Genomic DNA, 16890 nt, shown 5'->3' on the forward strand with positions numbered 1-16890 from the left:
AACTCCTTGGTATTTTTGTTATTCGTGGTGTCCCAGTGCTGCCGCAGGCTGGGCGTGGCCACCTGTGCCACCCGCCGCATGGGCGCCCGCAAACGCTTCGAGGTGCGGCACCTCGCCGTGCAGCTTCAGCGGGCGGTTGCCCGTGAGGCGGCGCAGGGTCACGTAAAACACCGGCGTGAGGAAGAGGCCGAAGGCCGTCACGCCAATCATTCCCGAGAACACCGCCACGCCCATGGCATGGCGCATTTCGGCGCCGGCGCCGGTCGACAGCACCAGGGGCAGCACGCCCATGATGAAGGCCAGCGAGGTCATCAGGATGGGGCGCAAACGCAGGCGGCTGGCTTCAATGGCGGCCTGCAGCGGCGTGCGCCCGGCAAACTCCAGCTCGCGCGCAAACTCCACGATCAGAATCGCGTTTTTCGCCGACAGCCCCACCAGCACGATCAGGCCGATCTGCGTGAAGATGTTGTTGTCGCCGCCGGTCAGCTTCACGCCCAGCATGGCGGCCAGCAGGCCCATGGGCACGATCAGCACGATGGCGATCGGCAGCGTCAGGCTTTCATACTGCGCGGCCAGCACCAGGAACACCAGCAGCAGCGCCAGCGGGAACACCCACAGGGCCGAGTTGCCGGCAATGATTTCCTGGTAGGTCAAATCAGTCCACTCGTAGCTGATGCCGGGCGGCAGGGTTTCGGCCGCGATGCGGGCCACCGCGTCCTGCGCCTGGCCCGACGAATAGCCGGGCGCGGCGCCGCCGTTGATGTCGGCCGCGAGGAAGCCGTTGTAGCGCATGGCGCGTTCGGGCCCAAAGCTGGGCGTCACCTTCATCAGCGCCGACAGCGGCACCATTTCGCCCGTGGTGGAGCGCACCTTGAGCAGGCCGATGTCCTCGGCACGGGCGCGGTAAGGCGCGTCGGCCTGGACTCGCACGGAATAGGTGCGGCCAAACTTGTTGAAGTCGTTGGCATACAGGCTGCCCAGGTAGATCTGCATGGTGTCGAACACGTCGGTCACCGGCACGCCGAGCTGGCGCGCCTTGGTGCGGTCGATGTCGGCATACAGCTGCGGCACGTTGACCTGGAAGCTGGAGAACAGGCCGGCCAACTCAGGCGTCTGGTAGGCCTTGGCCATGAAAGCCTTGGTGGCGGCGTCCAATGCAGCGTAGCCGAGCGAGCCGCGGTCTTCCAGCTGCAGCTTGAAGCCGCCGGTGGTGCCCAGGCCCTGCACGGGCGGCGGCGGGAACATCGCGATGAACGCTTCCTGGATGCCGCCGAACTTGGCGTTGAGCTGGCCGGCAATGGCGCCCGCGCTCAGGTCCGCGCTCTTGCGCTGGTCAAACGGCTTGAGCGAGACAAACACGATGCCGGAGTTGGAGCTGTTGGTGAAGCCGTTGATCGACAGGCCCGGAAAGGCAATCGCATGTTCCACACCGGGCTGCTTCATGGCGATCTCGCCGATGCGACGGATCACGTCTTCGGTGCGGTCCAGCGTGGCGCCGTCGGGCAGCTGGGCAAAACCGATCAGGTACTGCTTGTCCTGGCCGGGCACAAAGCCGCTGGGCACGGCCTTGAAGAGGCCCGTGGTGGCCAGCACCAGCACCAGGTACACGCCCAGCATCACGGCCTTGCGCGAGATCGCGCCCTTGACACCGCGGCTGTAATTTTCGGAGCCGCGGCCGAAGGCCTTGTTGAAGGCATTGAAAAAGCGGCCAAACACCTTGTCCATGCCGCGGGTCAGCGCGTCCTTGGGCGCATCATGGCTCTTGAGGAGCAGGGCCGCCAGAGCGGGCGACAGGGTCAGCGAATTCACGGCCGAGATCACGGTGGAAATCGCGATGGTCAGCGCAAACTGCTTGTAGAACTGGCCCGAAAGACCCGTGATGAAGGCCAGCGGCACGAACACGGCGATCAGCACCAGCGCAATCGCAATGATGGGCCCCGAGACCTCGCGCATCGCCCGGTAGGTGGCGTCGCGCGGACTCAGCCCCGCCTCGATGTTTCGCTCGACGTTTTCCACCACCACAATCGCGTCGTCCACCACGATGCCGATGGCCAGCACCAGCCCGAACAGGCTGAGCGCATTGATCGAAAAACCAAACAGGTGCATCACCGCAAAGGTGCCTATGACCGAAATGGGCACGGCCAGCAGCGGGATGATGGAGGCGCGCCAGGTCTGCAAAAAGATGATCACGACCAACACCACCAGCGCCACGGCTTCGAGCAGGGTGTGCACCACGGCCGTGATGGACGAGCGCACGAACTGGGTGGTGTCGTAGACGATCTCGTAGTCCACGCCTTCGGGCATGTTTTTCTTGAGCTCGCGCATCACGGCCTGGACGTCATCGGAAATCTGGATGGCGTTGGAGCCCGGTGCGGCAAATACCGGCACGGCCACGGCCTGCTTGTTGTCGAGCAGCGAGCGCAGCGCGTAGTCAGCCGCGCCCAGTTCCAGGCGGGCGATGTCGCGCAGCCGCGTCACCGCACCGTTCTTGTCGGTCTTGACGATGATGTCGCCGAACTCCTCTTCGCTTTGCAGGCGGCCCTGGGCGTTGATGGACAGTTGCATGTCCACACCGGGCAGGCCGGGCGAAGCGCCCACCACACCGGCAGCGGCCTGAATGTTCTGCTCGCGGATGGCGCGCACCACGTCACCGGCGGACAGGCCGCGCTCGGCCACCTTTTGCGGGTCCAGCCAGACTCGCATGGAGTAATCACCCGAGCCGAACAGCTGCACCTGGCCCACGCCGTTGATGCGCGCCAGCCGGTCCTTGACATTGAGCACCGCGTAGTTGCGCAGGTAAGTCATGTCGTAGCGGTCGTTGGGCGACAGCAGATGCACCACCATCGTGAGGTCGGGCGAGCTCTTGATCGTGGTGACACCGAGGCGGCGCACTTCTTCGGGCAAGCGCGGCTCGGCCTGCGCCACGCGGTTTTGCACCAGCTGCTGCGCCTTGTCAGGGTCGGTGCCCAGCTTGAAGGTGACGTTGAGCGTCATCAGGCCGTCGGTGGTGGCCTGGCTGCTCATGTAGAGCATGCCGTCCACGCCGTTGATGGATTCCTCCAGCGGCGTGGCCACGGTCTCGGCAATCACCTTGGGATTGGCACCCGGGTACTGGGCGCGCACCACCACGGTGGGCGGCACCACGTCCGGGTACTCGGCGATCGGCAGCGAGCGCAGCGCGATCAGGCCAGAAATAAGCATGAGCAGCGACAGCACGCCGGCAAAGATCGGCCGGTCGATAAAGAATTTGGAGAGATTCATACGATGTTCTTGTTCAAGTTTTCAGGCGCCCGATCAGGACTTGGCCGCCACCTGCACCGGCTTGGCGCTGAGTTCCGCCTTGGCCGACATCTCGACCGGCTGCGGCGCCACCAGCGCGCCCGGGCGGATGCGCTGCAGGCCGTTGACGACGATGCGCTCATTGGCGGCCAGGCCGCCCTTGACCACGCGCAGGCCGTTGACGGAAGCCCCCAGCGTGACTTCGCGGTACACCGCCTTGTTGTCGGCGCCCACCACCAGCACGAATTTCTTGTTCTGGTCCGTGCCCACGGCGCGCTCGTTGATCAGCAGCGCCGTGCCCTTGGTGGCTTGGCCCATGCGGATGCGCGCAAACTGGCCGGGCATCAGCTGGCCGTCTACGTTGTCAAACACGGCGCGCGCGCGCACAGTGCCGCTCTTGGCATCGACCTGGTTGTCGACCAGTTGCAGCCGGCCTTCAAAAGGGGTGTCGGTGCTGGCCGCGGTGCCCATCTGCACGGGAATGCGGTCCAGGTTGCGCCCGGCACCACCAGCGCCCTGCACATCCTTCAAGGCCTTGGCCACCACCTGCTCGTCGGCATCAAAGCTCGCATAAATCGGGCTGACCGAGACCAGCGTGGTCAGCACGGGCGCACCCGGACCGGCCGCCACCAGGTTGCCCACCGTGACTTCCAGCTTGCCGACCCGCCCGGCCACCGGTGCACGCACCTGCGTGTACCCCAGGCTCAGCTGGGCGGTCTGCAGGGCCGCCTGGGCGGCGCGCAGGTTGGCATCGGCCTCGCGCTGGCCGTTCACGCGCTCATCAAACTCGCGTTTGGAGATGGCCTGCTCGCTCCACAAACGCTGCGAGCGCTCATGCTCGCCCTTGGCCTGCGCGACCCGGGCCTGCGCGGCGGCCACCTGGGCATCGGCACGCTCCACATCGGCGGCGTAAGGCGCGGGGTCTATGGTCAGCAGCAGGTCGCCCTTTTTGACGAGTGCACCCTCACGGAAATGCACGGCCTGGATGGTGCCGGCGACGCGTGAGCGGATATCCACCCGCTCTACCGCTTCGAGCCGGCCGGAAAACTCGTCCCAGGCCGCGATATCGCTTTGCACGACGGTGGCGACAGACACCGGCGTGGCAGGCTGCTCCGCAGGCGCGCCCGGCTGGGCGCGTGAGCTGGACACGCCGAAGACGGCGGCGGAAATACCGGTCACGGCCAGCACGGCCAGGGCCACGGCCAGAAGACGGCGCCTGGGGGTATGTAGTTGGATAGCTTGCATGGTGAACTCCCTCAAAAAAACGGATTTAGGAAACTGAAGAAATAGGGGTGTGCCCGGCCTGTGCGGCCCCGGCGCTGGAGAAAAAACCGGTGAACTGTTCATGCAGGACAGGCGCCCAGGCCACTTTGTGACTGGCGGGGTTCAGGTAGCTGCAAGGCCAGCCGGTGGGCACTGGCAGCACGGCGGCATGCGCAACCAGCCCCGCAGTGCGCAGCCGCCCGGCATAGGCCAGCGCCTCGTCGCGCAGAGGATCGTCCTGCGCCGTGATCAGCAAGGTGGGAGGCAGCCCCGCCAGGCGCAGGGCCGAACCGGGTGCCGCATAGGGATGGCTGGCATCTTCCAGCCGGGGCAGGTAGTGGTGCCAGCCGTCGGCCCAGGTACAGCCCACCGGGCCGGCTTGCGCATCACGCAGCGAAGCCGTTCCCAGGCAGGGATCCAGCATCGGTGACAGCAGGATCTGCCCGGCCAGCGCCGGCTCCTGAAGGTCACGCGCCATCAGCGATACCGCTGCGGCCAGGTTGCCGCCGGCCTCCTCACCGGCCACAAAAAGCGGCGCGCCGGCGCCCGCCAGCTTGTGGCGGGCCTTCCAGGCCCACACCAGCGCGGCATAACCCGCTTCAACAGCATCCGGGAAAGGATGAGCGGGGGCCAGCGGATAGTCCAGCGACATCACGACCGCACCCGCCTCCGCCAGAAGCCCGGCCACGCAGGAGCCGCCTTCGAGCGAGCCCCCGACAAAAGCGCCCGCATGAAAATGCACCACCAGCGGCGAAACGGCGGCGGTGCGGCGACGACCATAGAAACGCACATCCAGCGGCTTTTTCAGCGCAAGCTGGATCTGCTTGTCCACCCACGGGGGTGAGGCTTGGTCGGTGCCTGAGGAGGCGGGCTGGCGGCTTTTCATCTTCTTGAGCCGCATGCGGCTCGGGTTTGTTGCAATGCAGCAGAAGATACGCGCCGGGTGCCAATTAATAAATAGCCGTTTCGCTTATGCTTTATTTCACCAATGAAACAATCGATCGTCTTATTGATAAAGGCTGCGCAGTGACAGCAGCTCTGTTGCGGGATGTCAAACTTCATAAAGCCTCCTCTGAAAGGTTGAGGCGCGAAGTCTTGGCCTTCCCACCGTTGCAGAGTCAAGCCATTGCCCGCAATCCCTGGAGATATTTATGGCTATTTCCGGCAAGCCACGCGAGCTTGCCAGGGTCGTGACAATCGCCCATCACCTGTTTCGGCCCGGCCATCACGGAGGCCCGGCTCTGCCCACCGACTCGCTGCCCAAGGCATGGCATTAACAGGCTCTTACCGACACAGGACGCTTCATGGACAAGTTTTCCGCAATGCAGGCTTTTGTACGGGTCGTGGAAGCCGGCACCTTCACCAAGGCGGCCGACTCCATGGGCATGCCCAAGCCGACCGTGACGCGGCTGATCCAGACGCTTGAGCAGTCGCTGGACACCAAGCTGCTCAACCGCACCACCCGCAAAGTCACCGTGACGGCCGACGGCGCGGCCTACTACGAACGCGCCGGTCGCCTGCTGGGCGACATGGAAGAGCTGGAGGCCAGCATGTCGCGCGCCAAGGCCAGCCCGCGCGGGCGGCTCAAGGTGGACATTCCGGCTTCCCTGGGCATGGCGGTGGTGATCCCGGCCCTGCCCGACTTTTATGCGCGCTACCCCGACATCCAGCTGGAGCTGGGCGTGAGCGACCGGCCTGTCGACATCATTGCCGAGAATGTGGACTGCGTGATACGCGGCGGGGAGATCACCGACCAGTCGCTGGTGGCGCGCCGCATTGGCGAGTTTTACCTGATGTCCTGCGCGTCTCCGGCCTATCTGAAGCGCCACGGGGTGCCCGAACACCCCCGTGATCTGGAGCATGGCCACAAGCTGATCCGCTATGTGTCGCAGCGCGACGGCAAGCTGTACACCCTCACGGTCCACAAGGACGGCGAGGCGGTGGAAATCGAGGGCCAGCACCAGTTGGCGGTCAATGATTCGAATGCTGGCGTGGCCGCGGCCCTGGCCGGCCTCGGGATTCTGTATACCCTCACCTTTCTGGTCCAGCACCACATCAGCAGCGGCGCACTGGAGCCGCTGTTTGCGGGCTGGTGCACGGAAGCCAAGCCCATCCATGTGGTTTACCCGCCCAACCGCCACCTGAGCAACAAGGTGCGCGTCTTTGTGGACTGGGTCGCCGAGCTGTTTGCCAAACACGACCTGATACAGCGCAAAAGCACGCTGCCGGCCCCTTGATGCCGGCCGCAGCAGCGCCCTCTGGCCCCTGTTGCCCTATGGAAAAGGACGGCTGAGAAACCGCGATTGCGCCAGGCCAAAGCGCCAGGGCTTGTCGGTGGCCTTGGAAATACCGATGCGGGGGCCTGCCAGCAGCACGCGGCCCGCCGTGGCCGGCGCTGCGAGCAGTTCGAACGGCGGCCGGTCCAGCGGCATGCCATTGCAGCCCAGATCCACCCCCAGGGCCTGGCCGACCCGGCCGGGCCCGGCGCAGAGCAGCCGTATATCGTCCAGCCCGCGCCGCGCGCGCATCAGCGCCAGCCCATGGGTAGGCTCCAGGGCGCGTATCAACACCCCCGCGCCATGACCGGCTTCGCGGCAGACCAGATTGAGGCACCAGTGAATGCCGTAAGAGCGGTACACGTAGGCGCAGCCCGGTGGGCCAAACATCGCGGCATTGCGCGCGCTGGGGCCGGTAAAGCTGTGCGAGGCGGGATCTTCCCGGTCATAGGCCTCGGTTTCCACGATGCGGCCACCGACGCCATCGACCAGCAGCAGCACGCCGATCAGCCGGCGTGCCACGACCTCGGAAGGCGCTGAAAAATCGATGCCTGCGAGGACGGAGGATGACGCTGGCAAGGTGACTCCCGCATGAAATTGAAAGGCGAATGATGGCTTGCTCGCGGCTTCGCTGCGGCCATGGACGCGAAGTTCCATCGCCGGGATTGGGCGGCCGCGCCAGCCCTCCTACAGCCGCCATCATCCCACGCCTACAGCGGGCCGCGTCCCTGCCCCTTAAGGTCATCTCCTCACGCCTTGGAGACACCATGCCCAGATTCACCGCCCCGCCGCCCAATGGCGACAGCCGCCAAGCCCTTCAAAAACGTGCCCGGGACGCGCGCCTGCCGGCCGCGCCCGAGGAAAAGGGACGCTGGCCCTTTTCCGTCGCCAACACGCCGGAGGCCAGCACGCCTTCGGCAGGCGACGACGAGGGCCGGAATCCGGCTGCGCGCTCTGACAGGGCCGGAAAACCACAGGAATGATGAAAACCGCCGCGGCTTCAACCAGCCGAAGCCGTGCTGCAGGAGATGGGTGGCAGGGGGCTGGAAAACCGGGGGCGGGACGGCTACCATTTCATCAGCGCGACTGCCGGCCTGGACCGACAGCCAAACCGTCACTTCGCCGGCCTGACGCCGGTGGAGCCCCTCAATCATGAAACGCTCTAAACGTTCAAGGAGATTGACATGGCCATCATTGCAAAACCTGCCCTGAAGACCGGTCGCGTCGGCAAGGGCCGGCCGCACAGCGGCCCGCCGGAGGAGGATGAAGACGAGGAAGACGGCCTCGAATTGCCGGTCGACCCCGACGAGGGCGCCCCCCTGATTCCCGACGATGATCGCGTGGTGATGCCCTGGTGATGGCGTACTGACTGGCGGCCTCAGCGCTGAGATGTCAAGGCCCATTCATAAGCCAGAAGACTTTCAGCCGGCCTGCGGGCCATCAGTCGACGGCGCGCTTGAGGCGGATTTCCTCCAGCTTGGCGCTGCCGAAGTCAACCGTCTTGAGCGATGGCATTTCGCGCTTGAAGCCGGCCGCGTGCTCGAAAAACTGCAGCGCGCGTTCATTGCGCAGCAACACCCACAGCGTCACCTGCGTGCAGCCTTCTTCCTTCAGGCCTTCACGCGCACCGTCCCACAGGGCCACGCCGGCACCTTGGGCCCAATGGTCCGGCGACACATACATGGCCCAGATTTCGCCCACGGTGGACCGGGTTTTCGCATCGCGCGAGCGATCAAAGCCGACAAAACCGACCACCTTGTCGTCCTGCGTCGCCACCAGCACTTGCGGCTCGCTGTATTCGATGGCCTCGCGCCAGTAGGCCTGACGCTTTTCCACCGTGACCTTGTTCAGGTAGTCCTGCGGCATCACGTCCTTGTAAGCGGCCTGCCAGGTGGCAACGTGAATTTCGGCAATGGCTTTGGCATCGCGGGCGGTGGCGGGACGAACGGAATAGCTGGACATGAAAAATCGCTTTTGGGTATCAGTGGGGAAAGGATAGGGAGGCAGGATTGTCGCGCATATCGGGCAGCGCCCCCGGCTCTGGGGTAAATTCAGGGCTACGCCTCCAAGCCATGCCACCCGCCAGAAACCCAGTGTCCCTCCCCCTGCCCAGCCCCCCCGAGAATGCAGCCAGCCCGGTGTTCAGCGCACGCGTGGAACCGGACGGCTTCAGGTTTGAGGCGCCGGCCTCGCAGCCGCTGTTGCAGGCGGCCGAACTGGCCGGCCTGGCGCTGGCGAACTCCTGCCGCAACGGCACCTGCCGCACCTGCATCTGCCAGCTCAGCAAGGGCCAGGTGGTCTACCGCATTGAATGGCCGGGCCTGAGCGCCGAGGAAAAGCAGGCCGGCTATATCCTGCCCTGCGTGGCCTATCCCCTGTCTGATGTGGTGATCGAGCGGTCTTTGTAGTTTCTTCACCTCAGCTTTTTTCCCGCCGCCCGGAAATTTCCATCAAAATAAGGCTACAGCCCAATAGCAACGGGCGCAAGAAGCTATTCTTTTAGTAGCACCCATGGCTGAACCTTGGCCCGATTGAGACGGCGCTGGTCAGGCGCGGGCGGCACAACATGGTTTTGTCAAACAACTGTGCAAGGATGGGCGCATGGACGCTTCGCACCCCACGGCCGACCTCGCCAGCCTGGCCCCCACCCCGGATGGCGCCGCCACCTTTGACGAGCACGAAGAGCTCAAGGCGATTTTGCGGGCCGGCAGCGCGCAGTTTGAAATCCAGAGCGTGGGCCACATCGCCGCCGGTGCCGCCTCATTTCCGCTGTTCACCGCCAGCATCGGCTCACGCGATCCGCTGGCGCCCGCGGTGGGTTTTTTTGGCGGCATTCACGGGCTGGAGCGCATAGGCACGCAGCTGATCCTGGCCTATATGCGGGCGCTGCTGTTTCGCCTGGCGTGGGACGAGCTGCTGCACCAGCAGCTGCAAAAGGTCAGGCTGGTGTTCATGCCCATCGTCAACCCCGGCGGCATGTGGGCGCAGCAGCGCGCCAACCCGCAGGGTGTGGACCTGATGCGCAACGCTCCGCAAAGGGCCGAGAGCGACGTGCCGTTTCTGGCCGGCGGGCAAACCTGGAGCCCGCTGCTGCCCTGGTATTGCGGCCGGCCGGGTGCGCCCATGGAAGCCGAAAGCACCGCCCTGCTGCAGGTGGTGCGCGAGCAGCTCGCCGGCCGGCCCTTCAGCCTGGCGCTGGACTGCCACTCGGGTTACGGCTTTGACGACAGCCTCTGGTTTCCCTATGCCAAAACGCGCCGGCTGATGGCCCACCTGCCCGAGATGTTTGCGCTCAAGACCCTGCTGGAGCAATCGCATCCGCACCATGCCTACCGCTTTGAGCCGCAAAGCAGCCAGTACCTGCTGCATGGCGATTTGTGGGACCACGCGTACGACCATGCGCCGGCAGGCCATGTGTTTTTGCCGATGACGCTGGAGCTCGGCTCTTGGCTGTGGATACGCAAGAATCCGCGCCAGCTGTTTTCGCGCAACGGCATTTTCAACCCCGTCAAGGCGCACCGCACCCAGCGCGTGCTGCGCCGCCATGCCGACCTGCTGGACTTCCTCACGCGCGCGGCCTATGCCGCGCCGCGCTGGTTGCCGGCCGGCGAGCGGCGCGCCCAGCTGCTGCTGCTGGCGACGGCGCACTGGCGGCCAAGGCGCATTGCATGAGCGCGGCTTGCTCATGAGCTGGATTCTTTTGCGCGGCCTGACGCGCGAAGCCAGGCACTGGGGAAGCTTGCCGCAACGGCTGGCGCCGCTCGTGCAGACGACTGGCGCCGGCATCACGCCGGTGCTGGCGCTGGACCTGCCGGGCAATGGCGCGTTTTACCGCGAAACCTCTCCGCCTTCGGCGCGCGAGATGGTGGACTTTGCGCGCCGGCAGTTGCGGGCCCAAGGGCTTGCGCCGCCCTACAGCCTGCTGGCCATGTCGCTGGGCGGCATGGTGGCCGCCGACTGGGCGCAGCAGCATCCGCAGGAGATTGCCGGGCTGGTGCTGATCAACACCAGCATGCGCCCCTTCAGCCACGTGAGCGAACGGCTGCGCCCCGGCCGCTGGCCGGCGCTGGCCTGGCTGGCCGCGCGCTGGCGTGCAGCGGTGCCTGCCGAGCGCCTCATCCACCGGCTCACCTGCCGGCAGATGGCGACGCGCGAACAGGACATCGCCGCCTGGGTCGGCATACGCCAGGATGCGCCCGTGAGCGCCGCCAACGCCCTGCGCCAGCTGTGGGCCGCCGCCCGTTTTTCCAGCACGGCGCCGCCGCGCTGTCCGACGCTGCTGCTGTCTTCACAAGGTGACCAGCTGGTTGATCCGCGCTGTTCGGCCCGGCTGGCCCGCGCCTGGCAGGCCACGCACCATCAACACCCCTGGGCCGGCCACGACCTGCCGCACGATGACGCAGACTGGGTCTGCCAGCGCATCAGCGACTGGCTGGCCGGCGCATGAATTGCTCCTTTTTTTATAGCTGCCAGCGCTTGCATTTCCTGGGCTGCATCCCATTTCCATTTAAAGGCAGCGTCACTCCACCAGCGCACGGTGACGGACTTTGCCGATCGGCGCTGCCGCACCCTGTGGTCTCAGGCAAAATTCGGCCTCCCCGCACAGCCCAGCCCATGAAGAAGAAGACCAACGCTTTCGCGCCTGAAACGGCGCCCGCCCGCTCGCCCGCCTCCGGGGCACGCCATGCAACAGCTGAACAAGCCGCGGAAAAATCACCCCTGCGGCAAAAACGCCTGTGGGTGCTGGCGCTGGGCACGGCCGCCGTCTGGCACCTGAACCCGGCCTTTGGTGACATGGCCCAAATGATTGGCATGATTGCCTGCGCCACCAGCAAGGGCCTGTCCAAGGACGCCATCGCCCAGTTGCGCCTCACGGCAGACAGCCTGCGCCCCCAGATCGCGCCACTGCCCGCCCATGCCTTGAGCCTGGTCGTCAGGCGGGCTGAAGCCGCCTGCGGCGCGGTGCTCGACAAGGGCGCGCGCGTGAAGGAAGTCGAAACCAGCTGGGACAACTTCCTCGCCTGTGTGCAGGCCTGGCAGGACAGGCCGACGCTTGAAGTCCCCGCGCGCGCCAAAAAGCCTCGCGCCTGAACGCCCAGGAGCCGCCAACAAATCCCGGCGCAGCGGTCCTGGTCAGCGCGGCGCCTGCGCATATGGGCTTTGCTGCCGCACCAGCGCCCCCAAAGTTTGCATGGCCGCCTCAAAGCGCGCACTCCAGGGGTGGCCGTAGTTCAAACGCAGGCAATGCCCGAAGTTGCGGCGCGCTGAAAAAATCGGCCCGGGTGCCACGCTGATGCCCTGCTCCAGCGCCGCGTGGTGCAGGGCCAGCGCATCAAAGCCCTGGGCAAACTCCACCCATACAAAATAGCCGCCGGCCGGTCGCGATACCCGCACCCCTTGCGGAAAGTGGCGCGCAATCGCCGCCAGCAGGCTGGACAGCTGCGACTCCATGGCGTGGCGCAGCCGGCGCAGATGCTTGTCGTAGCCACCATGCTGCAAGTAGTCAGCCACCGCCAGCTGCGCCGGCAGGCTGGCCGACAGCGTGGTCATGAGCTTGAGCCGCGCTATCTGCTGGCCGAAGCGCCCGGGCGCGACCCAGCCCACGCGGTAACCGGGTGCCAGTGTCTTGCTGAAGGAACTGCAATGCATCACCAGCCCCTTGCGGTCAAAGGCCTTGGCCGGCAAGGGGCTGCGGTTGCCGAAGTAGAGCTCGCCATACACATCGTCTTCAATCAGCGGGATGTCATGGCTGGCCAGCAGGGCCACCAGGGCCTTCTTTTTCGCCAGCGACAGGCTCGCGCCCATGGGGTTTTGAAAAGACGTCATGAACCAGCAGGCCTTGACCGGATGGCGCTTGAGGGCCTGGTCCAGCGCGGCCAGGTCCAGGCCATCCTGCGGATGCACGGGGATTTCCAGCGCCTTCATCTTGAGCCGCTCCAGCGCCTGCAGGCCGGCATAAAACCCGGGCGACTCGATGGCGATCAGGTCACCGGGCCGGGCCGCCGCCGTGAGGCAGAGGTTGAGCGCTTCCAGTGCGCCACTGGTCACGATCAGTTCTTGCGCCGACTGCGCCATGCCCATGCCCAGATAGCGCAGCGCAATCTGCTGGCGCAACACCGGGTGGCCCTGCGGCAGGCTGGCGACGGTGTCCTGCCCGTGCAGATGGCGCGCCACGCGGGCCAGCGACTTGCCCAAACGTTGCAGGGGAAACAGCTCGGGCGCTGGAAAGGCCGAGCCCATAGGCACGATGGCAGGGTCCTGCACGGCGTCCAGCACGGAGAACACCAGCTCGCTGATGTCCAGCCGCGGCGCCACCCGGGCCGGCGCGCTGCCAGACTTGCCGGCGGCGGGCGCGGCCAGTGGCTGCATGGCCGATGCCGTCACGTAGTAGCCCGAACGCGGGCGGGCGCGCACCAGCCCTTTTTCCTCCAGCCAGTAGTAGGCCTTGAAAGCCGTGGAGGCGCTGAGCCCGTGCTGCGCCGTGATGGTGCGAATCGACGGCAGCCGGGTGCCGGGGGCCAGCCGGCCGTTGCGGATATCGGTGGCCAGCAGTTCGACCAGTTGCTCGTAGCGCTTCATGGGGCCTCGGTGGGGTGCCTGGCCAGGGTCGGGCAATGGCGGCCATCTGATATTCTAATTTTTGGAAAATTGGCATCTGGTATGCTTTTTTAGACCCCATCTGATGCTTACGCATCCGGCCCGTGTCAGGCATGATTCAGCCCATGGCAAAGACCCTCTCCCTTATCCGCAGGCTCGCCGCCGCGGGCTTACTGGCCGGCCTGACGGGCCTGGCCGCGAGCCCCATGGCCACCGCCGCGCCGTTTGAAGACACCATCGCCCAGCGCGCCATCGCCTGCACCGCCTGCCACGGCCCGCAGGGCCGCGCGGCGCCCGACGGCTATTACCCGCGACTGGCCGGAAAGCCGGCGGGCTACCTCTACAACCAACTGCTCAGCTTTCGCGACGGGCGGCGCCACTACGGCCTCATGACACAGCTGCTGGAGCCGCTCAGCGGGCCCGCAGGCGACGCCTACCTGATGGAGATCGCGCAGTACTTTTCGCAGCTTGAGGTGCCCTACCCGGCGCCGCTGCCCACCACGGCATCGGCCGAGTCCCTGCGCCACGGCCAGCGCCTGGTAAAGGAAGGCGACGCAACTCGCCAGCTTCCGGCCTGCGTGCAATGCCACGGCCTGGCCATGACCGGCGTGTCGCCCAACATTCCGGGCCTGCTGGGCCTGCCGCGCGACTACCTGAATGCGCAGCTGGGCGCCTGGAAAAACGGCCAGCGCCGCGCCCACGCGCCCGACTGCATGAAGGACGTGGTGGCCCGCCTCAGCCTGGAAGACATCAATGCCGTGGCCAACTGGCTGGCCGCGCAGCCCCTGCCCGCCAGCACCAAACCCGCCACCGCCCTGCCGGCGCTCGCCCCGGGCGCGGCGCCCATCAGCTGCGGCAGCGCACCCGCAGCGCCGTCCCTGAAAGCGGCCGAACCGAAGGCCCGGAAATGAAAAAAACAATCAAGTTCACGCTGGCACTGGGCGTTGTGGTGGCCGGCGCGGCAGCGCTGGTCTGGGCGCTGAACGTGCGCGACGAAGTCGATGTGAATACGCCCGTGGCCACGGCCGCCCCCAGCGATGGCCTGATTGCGCGCGGCGCCTATCTGGCACGCGCCGGCAACTGCGTGACCTGCCACACGGCAAAGGGCGGCGAAAGCTATGCCGGCGGCCGCGGCATAGACACGCCCTTCGGCACCGTCTACACCTCCAACCTCACGCCCGATGACAACACCGGCATAGGCAGCTGGTCACCGGCCCATTTCTGGCGTGCCATGCACAACGGGCGCTCCAAGAACGGCCGCCTGCTCTACCCCGCCTTTCCCTATCCCGACTACACCCAGGTGACGCGCGAAGACTCCGACGCGATCTATGCCTACCTGCACAGCCTGCCCCCCGTGGCCCAGCCCAACCGGCCGCACGCGGTGCGCTTTCCCTACAACTCGCAGGCCGCGCTGGCGGTATGGCGCGCGCTGTATTTCAGCCCCGGCGTGTACGAGGCCGACACCCGCCGCAACGCGGAGTGGAACCGCGGCGCCTACCTGGTCAAGGGCCTGGGCCACTGCAGTGCCTGCCATACCGCGCGCAACGTGATGGGCGCCACCAGCACCGGGCTGGACCTGGCCGGCGGCCTGATTCCGATGCAGAACTGGTATGCGCCCTCACTCACCTCGCCGCACGAAGCCGGCGTGGGCGACTGGGACCGGGCGCACATCGTGAGCCTGCTTAAATCCGGCGTCTCGCCGCGCGCCTCGGTCACCGGCCCGATGGCCGACGTCGTGCTGAACAGCACGCAGTACCTGAACGACGAAGACCTGGGCGCCATGGCACAGTTCCTCAAGGAGCTGCCGGCCGCGCCGTCGGACTCCGACGCCCCCAGCGCCCCGGCCATCTCCTCGGCCAAAGGCGCCAAGCTGTACGAGCAGCATTGCGCGCAGTGCCACGGCAATGCCGGCCAGGGGATTGCGAACGCCTACCCGGCGCTGGCGGGCAACCGCGCCGTGACCATGAAGTCCACCGCCAACCTGGTGCAGATCGTGCTCAACGGGGGCTATGCGCCCGCCACCGAAGGCAACCCGCGACCCTTTGGCATGCCGCCCTTTGTGCTGGTGATGAACGACAACGACATGGCGGCGGTGCTCACGCATATACGCGGCGCCTGGGGCAACCAGGCCGGCGAAATCACCCCCTTTGAAGTGAACCGCGTCCGCGCCAACCGCGCGCCCTGAACGAGGCCGGGGGCGTGGCGGCCGCAGGCGGTTATTCAGTCATGCGGTCGCGGTGGGCCAGTGCCGGAAACCCCTTCAGCCACAGCGCGGCCACCAGCAAGGTGCCCAAGCCGCCGGCCAGCACCGAGCCCACGGGGCCCAGCAGGGCCGCCGTCGCACCGGACTCGAACTCGCCCAGCTGGTTGGAAGCGCCTATGAACACCGAGTTGACCGCGCTGACCCGGCCGCGCATGGCGTTGGGGGTTTCAATCTGCATCAGCGTCTGCCGCACCACCACGCTCACCATGTCGGCGCCGCCCGAGATGGCCAGCGCGCCCAGGGACAGCACAAAGCTGCCCGACAGGCCAAACACCGCCATGCACAGCCCGTAAAGCGCCACCGCCGCGAGCATGGTGTGGCCCACGCGCCGCTCCAGCGGCCAGCGCGTCAGCACCACCGAAGCCAGCAAGGCGCCCGCCGCCGGGGCCGCACGCAACAAACCCAGGCCCCAGGCCCCGACATGCAGGATGTCTTTCGCAAACATGGGCAGCAGCGCCGTGGCGCCGCCCAGCAGCACGGCAAACAGGTCCAGCGACACGGCCCCGAGCAAGGCCTTGCGCCGCCACACAAACTCCACCCCGGCCAGCAGCGCGCGCAAGGACACCGGTTCGCGCGGCGACGGCGCATGGTCGTAGCGCAAGACGGCAACCAGCATGCTGCCGGCCACAAACAGAAAAGCACAGGTGGCATAGACCGCCGTGGCACCCGCCACAAAGATCACGCCGCCCAGCGCCGGCCCGCCAATCACCGCCGCCTGCATGCCGCCCGAGCTGAAAGCCATGGCGCGCGGCAGCATGGCCGGCGGCACCAGCATGGGCATGAGGGCCTGCTGCGCCGGCATCTGGAAGGCCCGGGCCACGCCCAGCAGCACCGACACCGCCAGCAGCAGTTCGCGCGAAGCCCAGCTGGCCGAAGCGCCCCAGCCCTGCGTGGCGGCCACCAGGATCAGCGCCACACTGGCCTGCGTGACCAGGCAGGCGGCGATGATGCGGCCACGGTGCACCCGGTCGGCCACATGGCCGGCCACCAAAGTCAGCAGCAGCGCCGGCGCAAACTGGTACAGGCCGACCAGGCCCAGGTCCCAGGCGCTGCCCGTCAGTCCATACATCTGCCAGCCCACGGCCACCATCAGCATCTGGTTGCCCGCGGTGCCAAACAGCCGCGCCGACCACATGCGCATGAAAGCGCGCTGGCGCGTCAGATCCTGAAAGCTGTGGGTGGGTCTCATGGGCGTTGAAGCTTAACAGCGGG

General features: G+C 66.5%; 17 protein-coding genes. 9 read left to right on the forward strand and 8 right to left on the reverse strand.

Annotated features, from left to right (window positions below; genetic code table 11):
• Positions 1-18: 18 nt before the first annotated feature.
• The 4 genes from PJE01S_RS03710 to PJE01S_RS24985 are packed head-to-tail and all read right to left on the reverse strand — an operon-like array spanning position 19 to position 5604.
• Positions 19-3261 (reverse strand): efflux RND transporter permease subunit, encoded by a 3243-nt coding sequence (locus PJE01S_RS03710; RefSeq protein ID WP_068831782.1) that lies wholly within the window; start codon positions 3259-3261, stop codon positions 19-21.
• Between the two features lie 33 nt (positions 3262-3294).
• Positions 3295-4524 (reverse strand): efflux RND transporter periplasmic adaptor subunit, encoded by a 1230-nt coding sequence (locus PJE01S_RS03715; RefSeq protein WP_068831783.1) that lies wholly within the window; start codon positions 4522-4524, stop codon positions 3295-3297.
• A gap of 25 nt (positions 4525-4549) precedes the next feature.
• Entirely contained in the window at positions 4550-5443 is an 894-nt protein-coding gene (locus PJE01S_RS03720; protein ID WP_068831784.1) for an alpha/beta hydrolase, read from the reverse strand.
• A complete protein-coding gene (locus tag PJE01S_RS24985; RefSeq protein WP_157090212.1) occupies positions 5425-5604 on the reverse strand; it encodes a hypothetical protein in 180 nt (59 codons plus the stop codon). The genes PJE01S_RS03720 and PJE01S_RS24985 overlap by 19 nt, the downstream gene beginning before the upstream one ends.
• Before the next feature lie 242 nt (positions 5605-5846).
• Here PJE01S_RS24985 and PJE01S_RS03725 point away from each other — a divergent pair, with 242 nt between their 5' ends.
• Entirely contained in the window at positions 5847-6779 is a 933-nt protein-coding gene (locus PJE01S_RS03725) for a LysR family transcriptional regulator (RefSeq protein WP_068831785.1), read from the forward strand.
• Positions 6780-6815: 36 nt separating this feature from the next.
• On the opposite strand, the gene PJE01S_RS03730 is transcribed toward PJE01S_RS03725, so the two are convergent.
• Positions 6816-7475, reverse strand: coding sequence for a DNA-3-methyladenine glycosylase (locus tag PJE01S_RS03730; RefSeq protein WP_084389337.1), 660 nt, complete (start codon positions 7473-7475; stop codon positions 6816-6818).
• Between the two features lie 110 nt (positions 7476-7585).
• Here PJE01S_RS03730 and PJE01S_RS03735 point away from each other — a divergent pair, with 110 nt between their 5' ends.
• Entirely contained in the window at positions 7586-7801 is a 216-nt protein-coding gene (locus PJE01S_RS03735) for a hypothetical protein (protein ID WP_068831786.1), read from the forward strand.
• A 201-nt stretch (positions 7802-8002) separates the two neighbouring features.
• Positions 8003-8176, forward strand: coding sequence for a hypothetical protein (locus tag PJE01S_RS24990; protein WP_157090213.1), 174 nt, complete (start codon positions 8003-8005; stop codon positions 8174-8176).
• An 82-nt stretch (positions 8177-8258) separates the two neighbouring features.
• Here PJE01S_RS24990 and PJE01S_RS03740 read toward each other — a convergent pair whose 3' ends face one another.
• Positions 8259-8780: a GNAT family N-acetyltransferase gene (locus PJE01S_RS03740; RefSeq protein ID WP_068831787.1), complete on the reverse strand. Its 522-nt coding sequence runs from the start codon at positions 8778-8780 to the stop codon at positions 8259-8261.
• A gap of 110 nt (positions 8781-8890) precedes the next feature.
• Here PJE01S_RS03740 and PJE01S_RS03745 point away from each other — a divergent pair, with 110 nt between their 5' ends.
• The 4 genes from PJE01S_RS03745 to PJE01S_RS03760 all read left to right on the forward strand — a co-directional run bounded on the left by PJE01S_RS03745 (position 8891) and on the right by PJE01S_RS03760 (position 11909).
• On the forward strand, positions 8891-9226 hold the full coding sequence (locus PJE01S_RS03745; RefSeq protein WP_084389338.1) for a 2Fe-2S iron-sulfur cluster-binding protein: 336 nt from the start codon (positions 8891-8893) through the stop codon (positions 9224-9226).
• 193 nt (positions 9227-9419) lie between these two features.
• Positions 9420-10490 (forward strand): M14 family zinc carboxypeptidase, encoded by a 1071-nt coding sequence (locus PJE01S_RS03750; RefSeq protein ID WP_068831789.1) that lies wholly within the window; start codon positions 9420-9422, stop codon positions 10488-10490.
• A gap of 13 nt (positions 10491-10503) precedes the next feature.
• Positions 10504-11265 carry an alpha/beta fold hydrolase gene (locus PJE01S_RS03755; protein ID WP_068831790.1) on the forward strand — a complete coding sequence of 254 codons (762 nt, stop codon included), beginning with the start codon at positions 10504-10506 and terminating at the stop codon, positions 11263-11265.
• 167 nt (positions 11266-11432) lie between these two features.
• Positions 11433-11909 carry a hypothetical protein gene (locus PJE01S_RS03760; RefSeq protein ID WP_068831791.1) on the forward strand — a complete coding sequence of 159 codons (477 nt, stop codon included), beginning with the start codon at positions 11433-11435 and terminating at the stop codon, positions 11907-11909.
• 42 nt (positions 11910-11951) lie between these two features.
• On the opposite strand, the gene PJE01S_RS03765 is transcribed toward PJE01S_RS03760, so the two are convergent.
• Positions 11952-13397: an aminotransferase-like domain-containing protein gene (locus tag PJE01S_RS03765; RefSeq protein ID WP_068831792.1), complete on the reverse strand. Its 1446-nt coding sequence runs from the start codon at positions 13395-13397 to the stop codon at positions 11952-11954.
• Positions 13398-13540: 143 nt separating this feature from the next.
• On the opposite strand from PJE01S_RS03765, the gene PJE01S_RS03770 reads away from it, so the two are divergent.
• Both PJE01S_RS03770 and PJE01S_RS03775 read left to right on the forward strand, forming a co-directional pair.
• Positions 13541-14326, forward strand: coding sequence for a c-type cytochrome (locus tag PJE01S_RS03770; protein ID WP_084389339.1), 786 nt, complete (start codon positions 13541-13543; stop codon positions 14324-14326).
• Positions 14323-15600 carry a c-type cytochrome gene (locus PJE01S_RS03775; RefSeq protein WP_068831794.1) on the forward strand — a complete coding sequence of 426 codons (1278 nt, stop codon included), beginning with the start codon at positions 14323-14325 and terminating at the stop codon, positions 15598-15600. Before PJE01S_RS03770 ends, PJE01S_RS03775 begins: the two co-directional genes overlap by 4 nt.
• 31 nt (positions 15601-15631) lie before the next feature.
• Here PJE01S_RS03775 and PJE01S_RS03780 read toward each other — a convergent pair whose 3' ends face one another.
• Positions 15632-16867 (reverse strand): MFS transporter, encoded by a 1236-nt coding sequence (locus tag PJE01S_RS03780; RefSeq protein WP_245660581.1) that lies wholly within the window; start codon positions 16865-16867, stop codon positions 15632-15634.
• Positions 16868-16890: the final 23 nt, after the last annotated feature.

Origin of the sequence: Polaromonas jejuensis NBRC 106434 (assembly GCF_001598235.1) — a bacterium.
Lineage (GTDB): Bacteria > Pseudomonadota > Gammaproteobacteria > Burkholderiales > Burkholderiaceae_C > Polaromonas > Polaromonas jejuensis.

Bases quoted from the DNA above. Each gene is read 5' to 3' on its own strand.
- PJE01S_RS03715 (WP_068831783.1), bottom strand. From the start codon at position 4,524: ATGCAAGCTATCCAACTACATACCCCCAGGCGCCGTCTTCTGGCCGTG.
- PJE01S_RS03745 (WP_084389338.1), top strand. From the start codon at position 8,891: ATGCCACCCGCCAGAAACCCAGTGTCCCTCCCCCTGCCCAGCCCCCCC.
- PJE01S_RS24985 (WP_157090212.1), bottom strand. From the start codon at position 5,604: ATGAAGTTTGACATCCCGCAACAGAGCTGCTGTCACTGCGCAGCCTTT.
- PJE01S_RS03775 (WP_068831794.1), top strand. From the start codon at position 14,323: ATGAAAAAAACAATCAAGTTCACGCTGGCACTGGGCGTTGTGGTGGCC.
- PJE01S_RS03770 (WP_084389339.1), top strand. From the start codon at position 13,541: ATGGCAAAGACCCTCTCCCTTATCCGCAGGCTCGCCGCCGCGGGCTTA.
- PJE01S_RS03755 (WP_068831790.1), top strand. From the start codon at position 10,504: ATGAGCTGGATTCTTTTGCGCGGCCTGACGCGCGAAGCCAGGCACTGG.
- PJE01S_RS03750 (WP_068831789.1), top strand. From the start codon at position 9,420: ATGGACGCTTCGCACCCCACGGCCGACCTCGCCAGCCTGGCCCCCACC.
- PJE01S_RS03740 (WP_068831787.1), bottom strand. From the start codon at position 8,780: ATGTCCAGCTATTCCGTTCGTCCCGCCACCGCCCGCGATGCCAAAGCC.
- PJE01S_RS03735 (WP_068831786.1), top strand. From the start codon at position 7,586: ATGCCCAGATTCACCGCCCCGCCGCCCAATGGCGACAGCCGCCAAGCC.
- PJE01S_RS03725 (WP_068831785.1), top strand. From the start codon at position 5,847: ATGGACAAGTTTTCCGCAATGCAGGCTTTTGTACGGGTCGTGGAAGCC.
- PJE01S_RS24990 (WP_157090213.1), top strand. From the start codon at position 8,003: ATGGCCATCATTGCAAAACCTGCCCTGAAGACCGGTCGCGTCGGCAAG.
- PJE01S_RS03730 (WP_084389337.1), bottom strand. From the start codon at position 7,475: ATGGAACTTCGCGTCCATGGCCGCAGCGAAGCCGCGAGCAAGCCATCA.
- PJE01S_RS03765 (WP_068831792.1), bottom strand. From the start codon at position 13,397: ATGAAGCGCTACGAGCAACTGGTCGAACTGCTGGCCACCGATATCCGC.
- PJE01S_RS03720 (WP_068831784.1), bottom strand. From the start codon at position 5,443: ATGCGGCTCAAGAAGATGAAAAGCCGCCAGCCCGCCTCCTCAGGCACC.
- PJE01S_RS03760 (WP_068831791.1), top strand. From the start codon at position 11,433: ATGAAGAAGAAGACCAACGCTTTCGCGCCTGAAACGGCGCCCGCCCGC.
- PJE01S_RS03780 (WP_245660581.1), bottom strand. From the start codon at position 16,867: ATGAGACCCACCCACAGCTTTCAGGATCTGACGCGCCAGCGCGCTTTC.
- PJE01S_RS03710 (WP_068831782.1), bottom strand. From the start codon at position 3,261: ATGAATCTCTCCAAATTCTTTATCGACCGGCCGATCTTTGCCGGCGTG.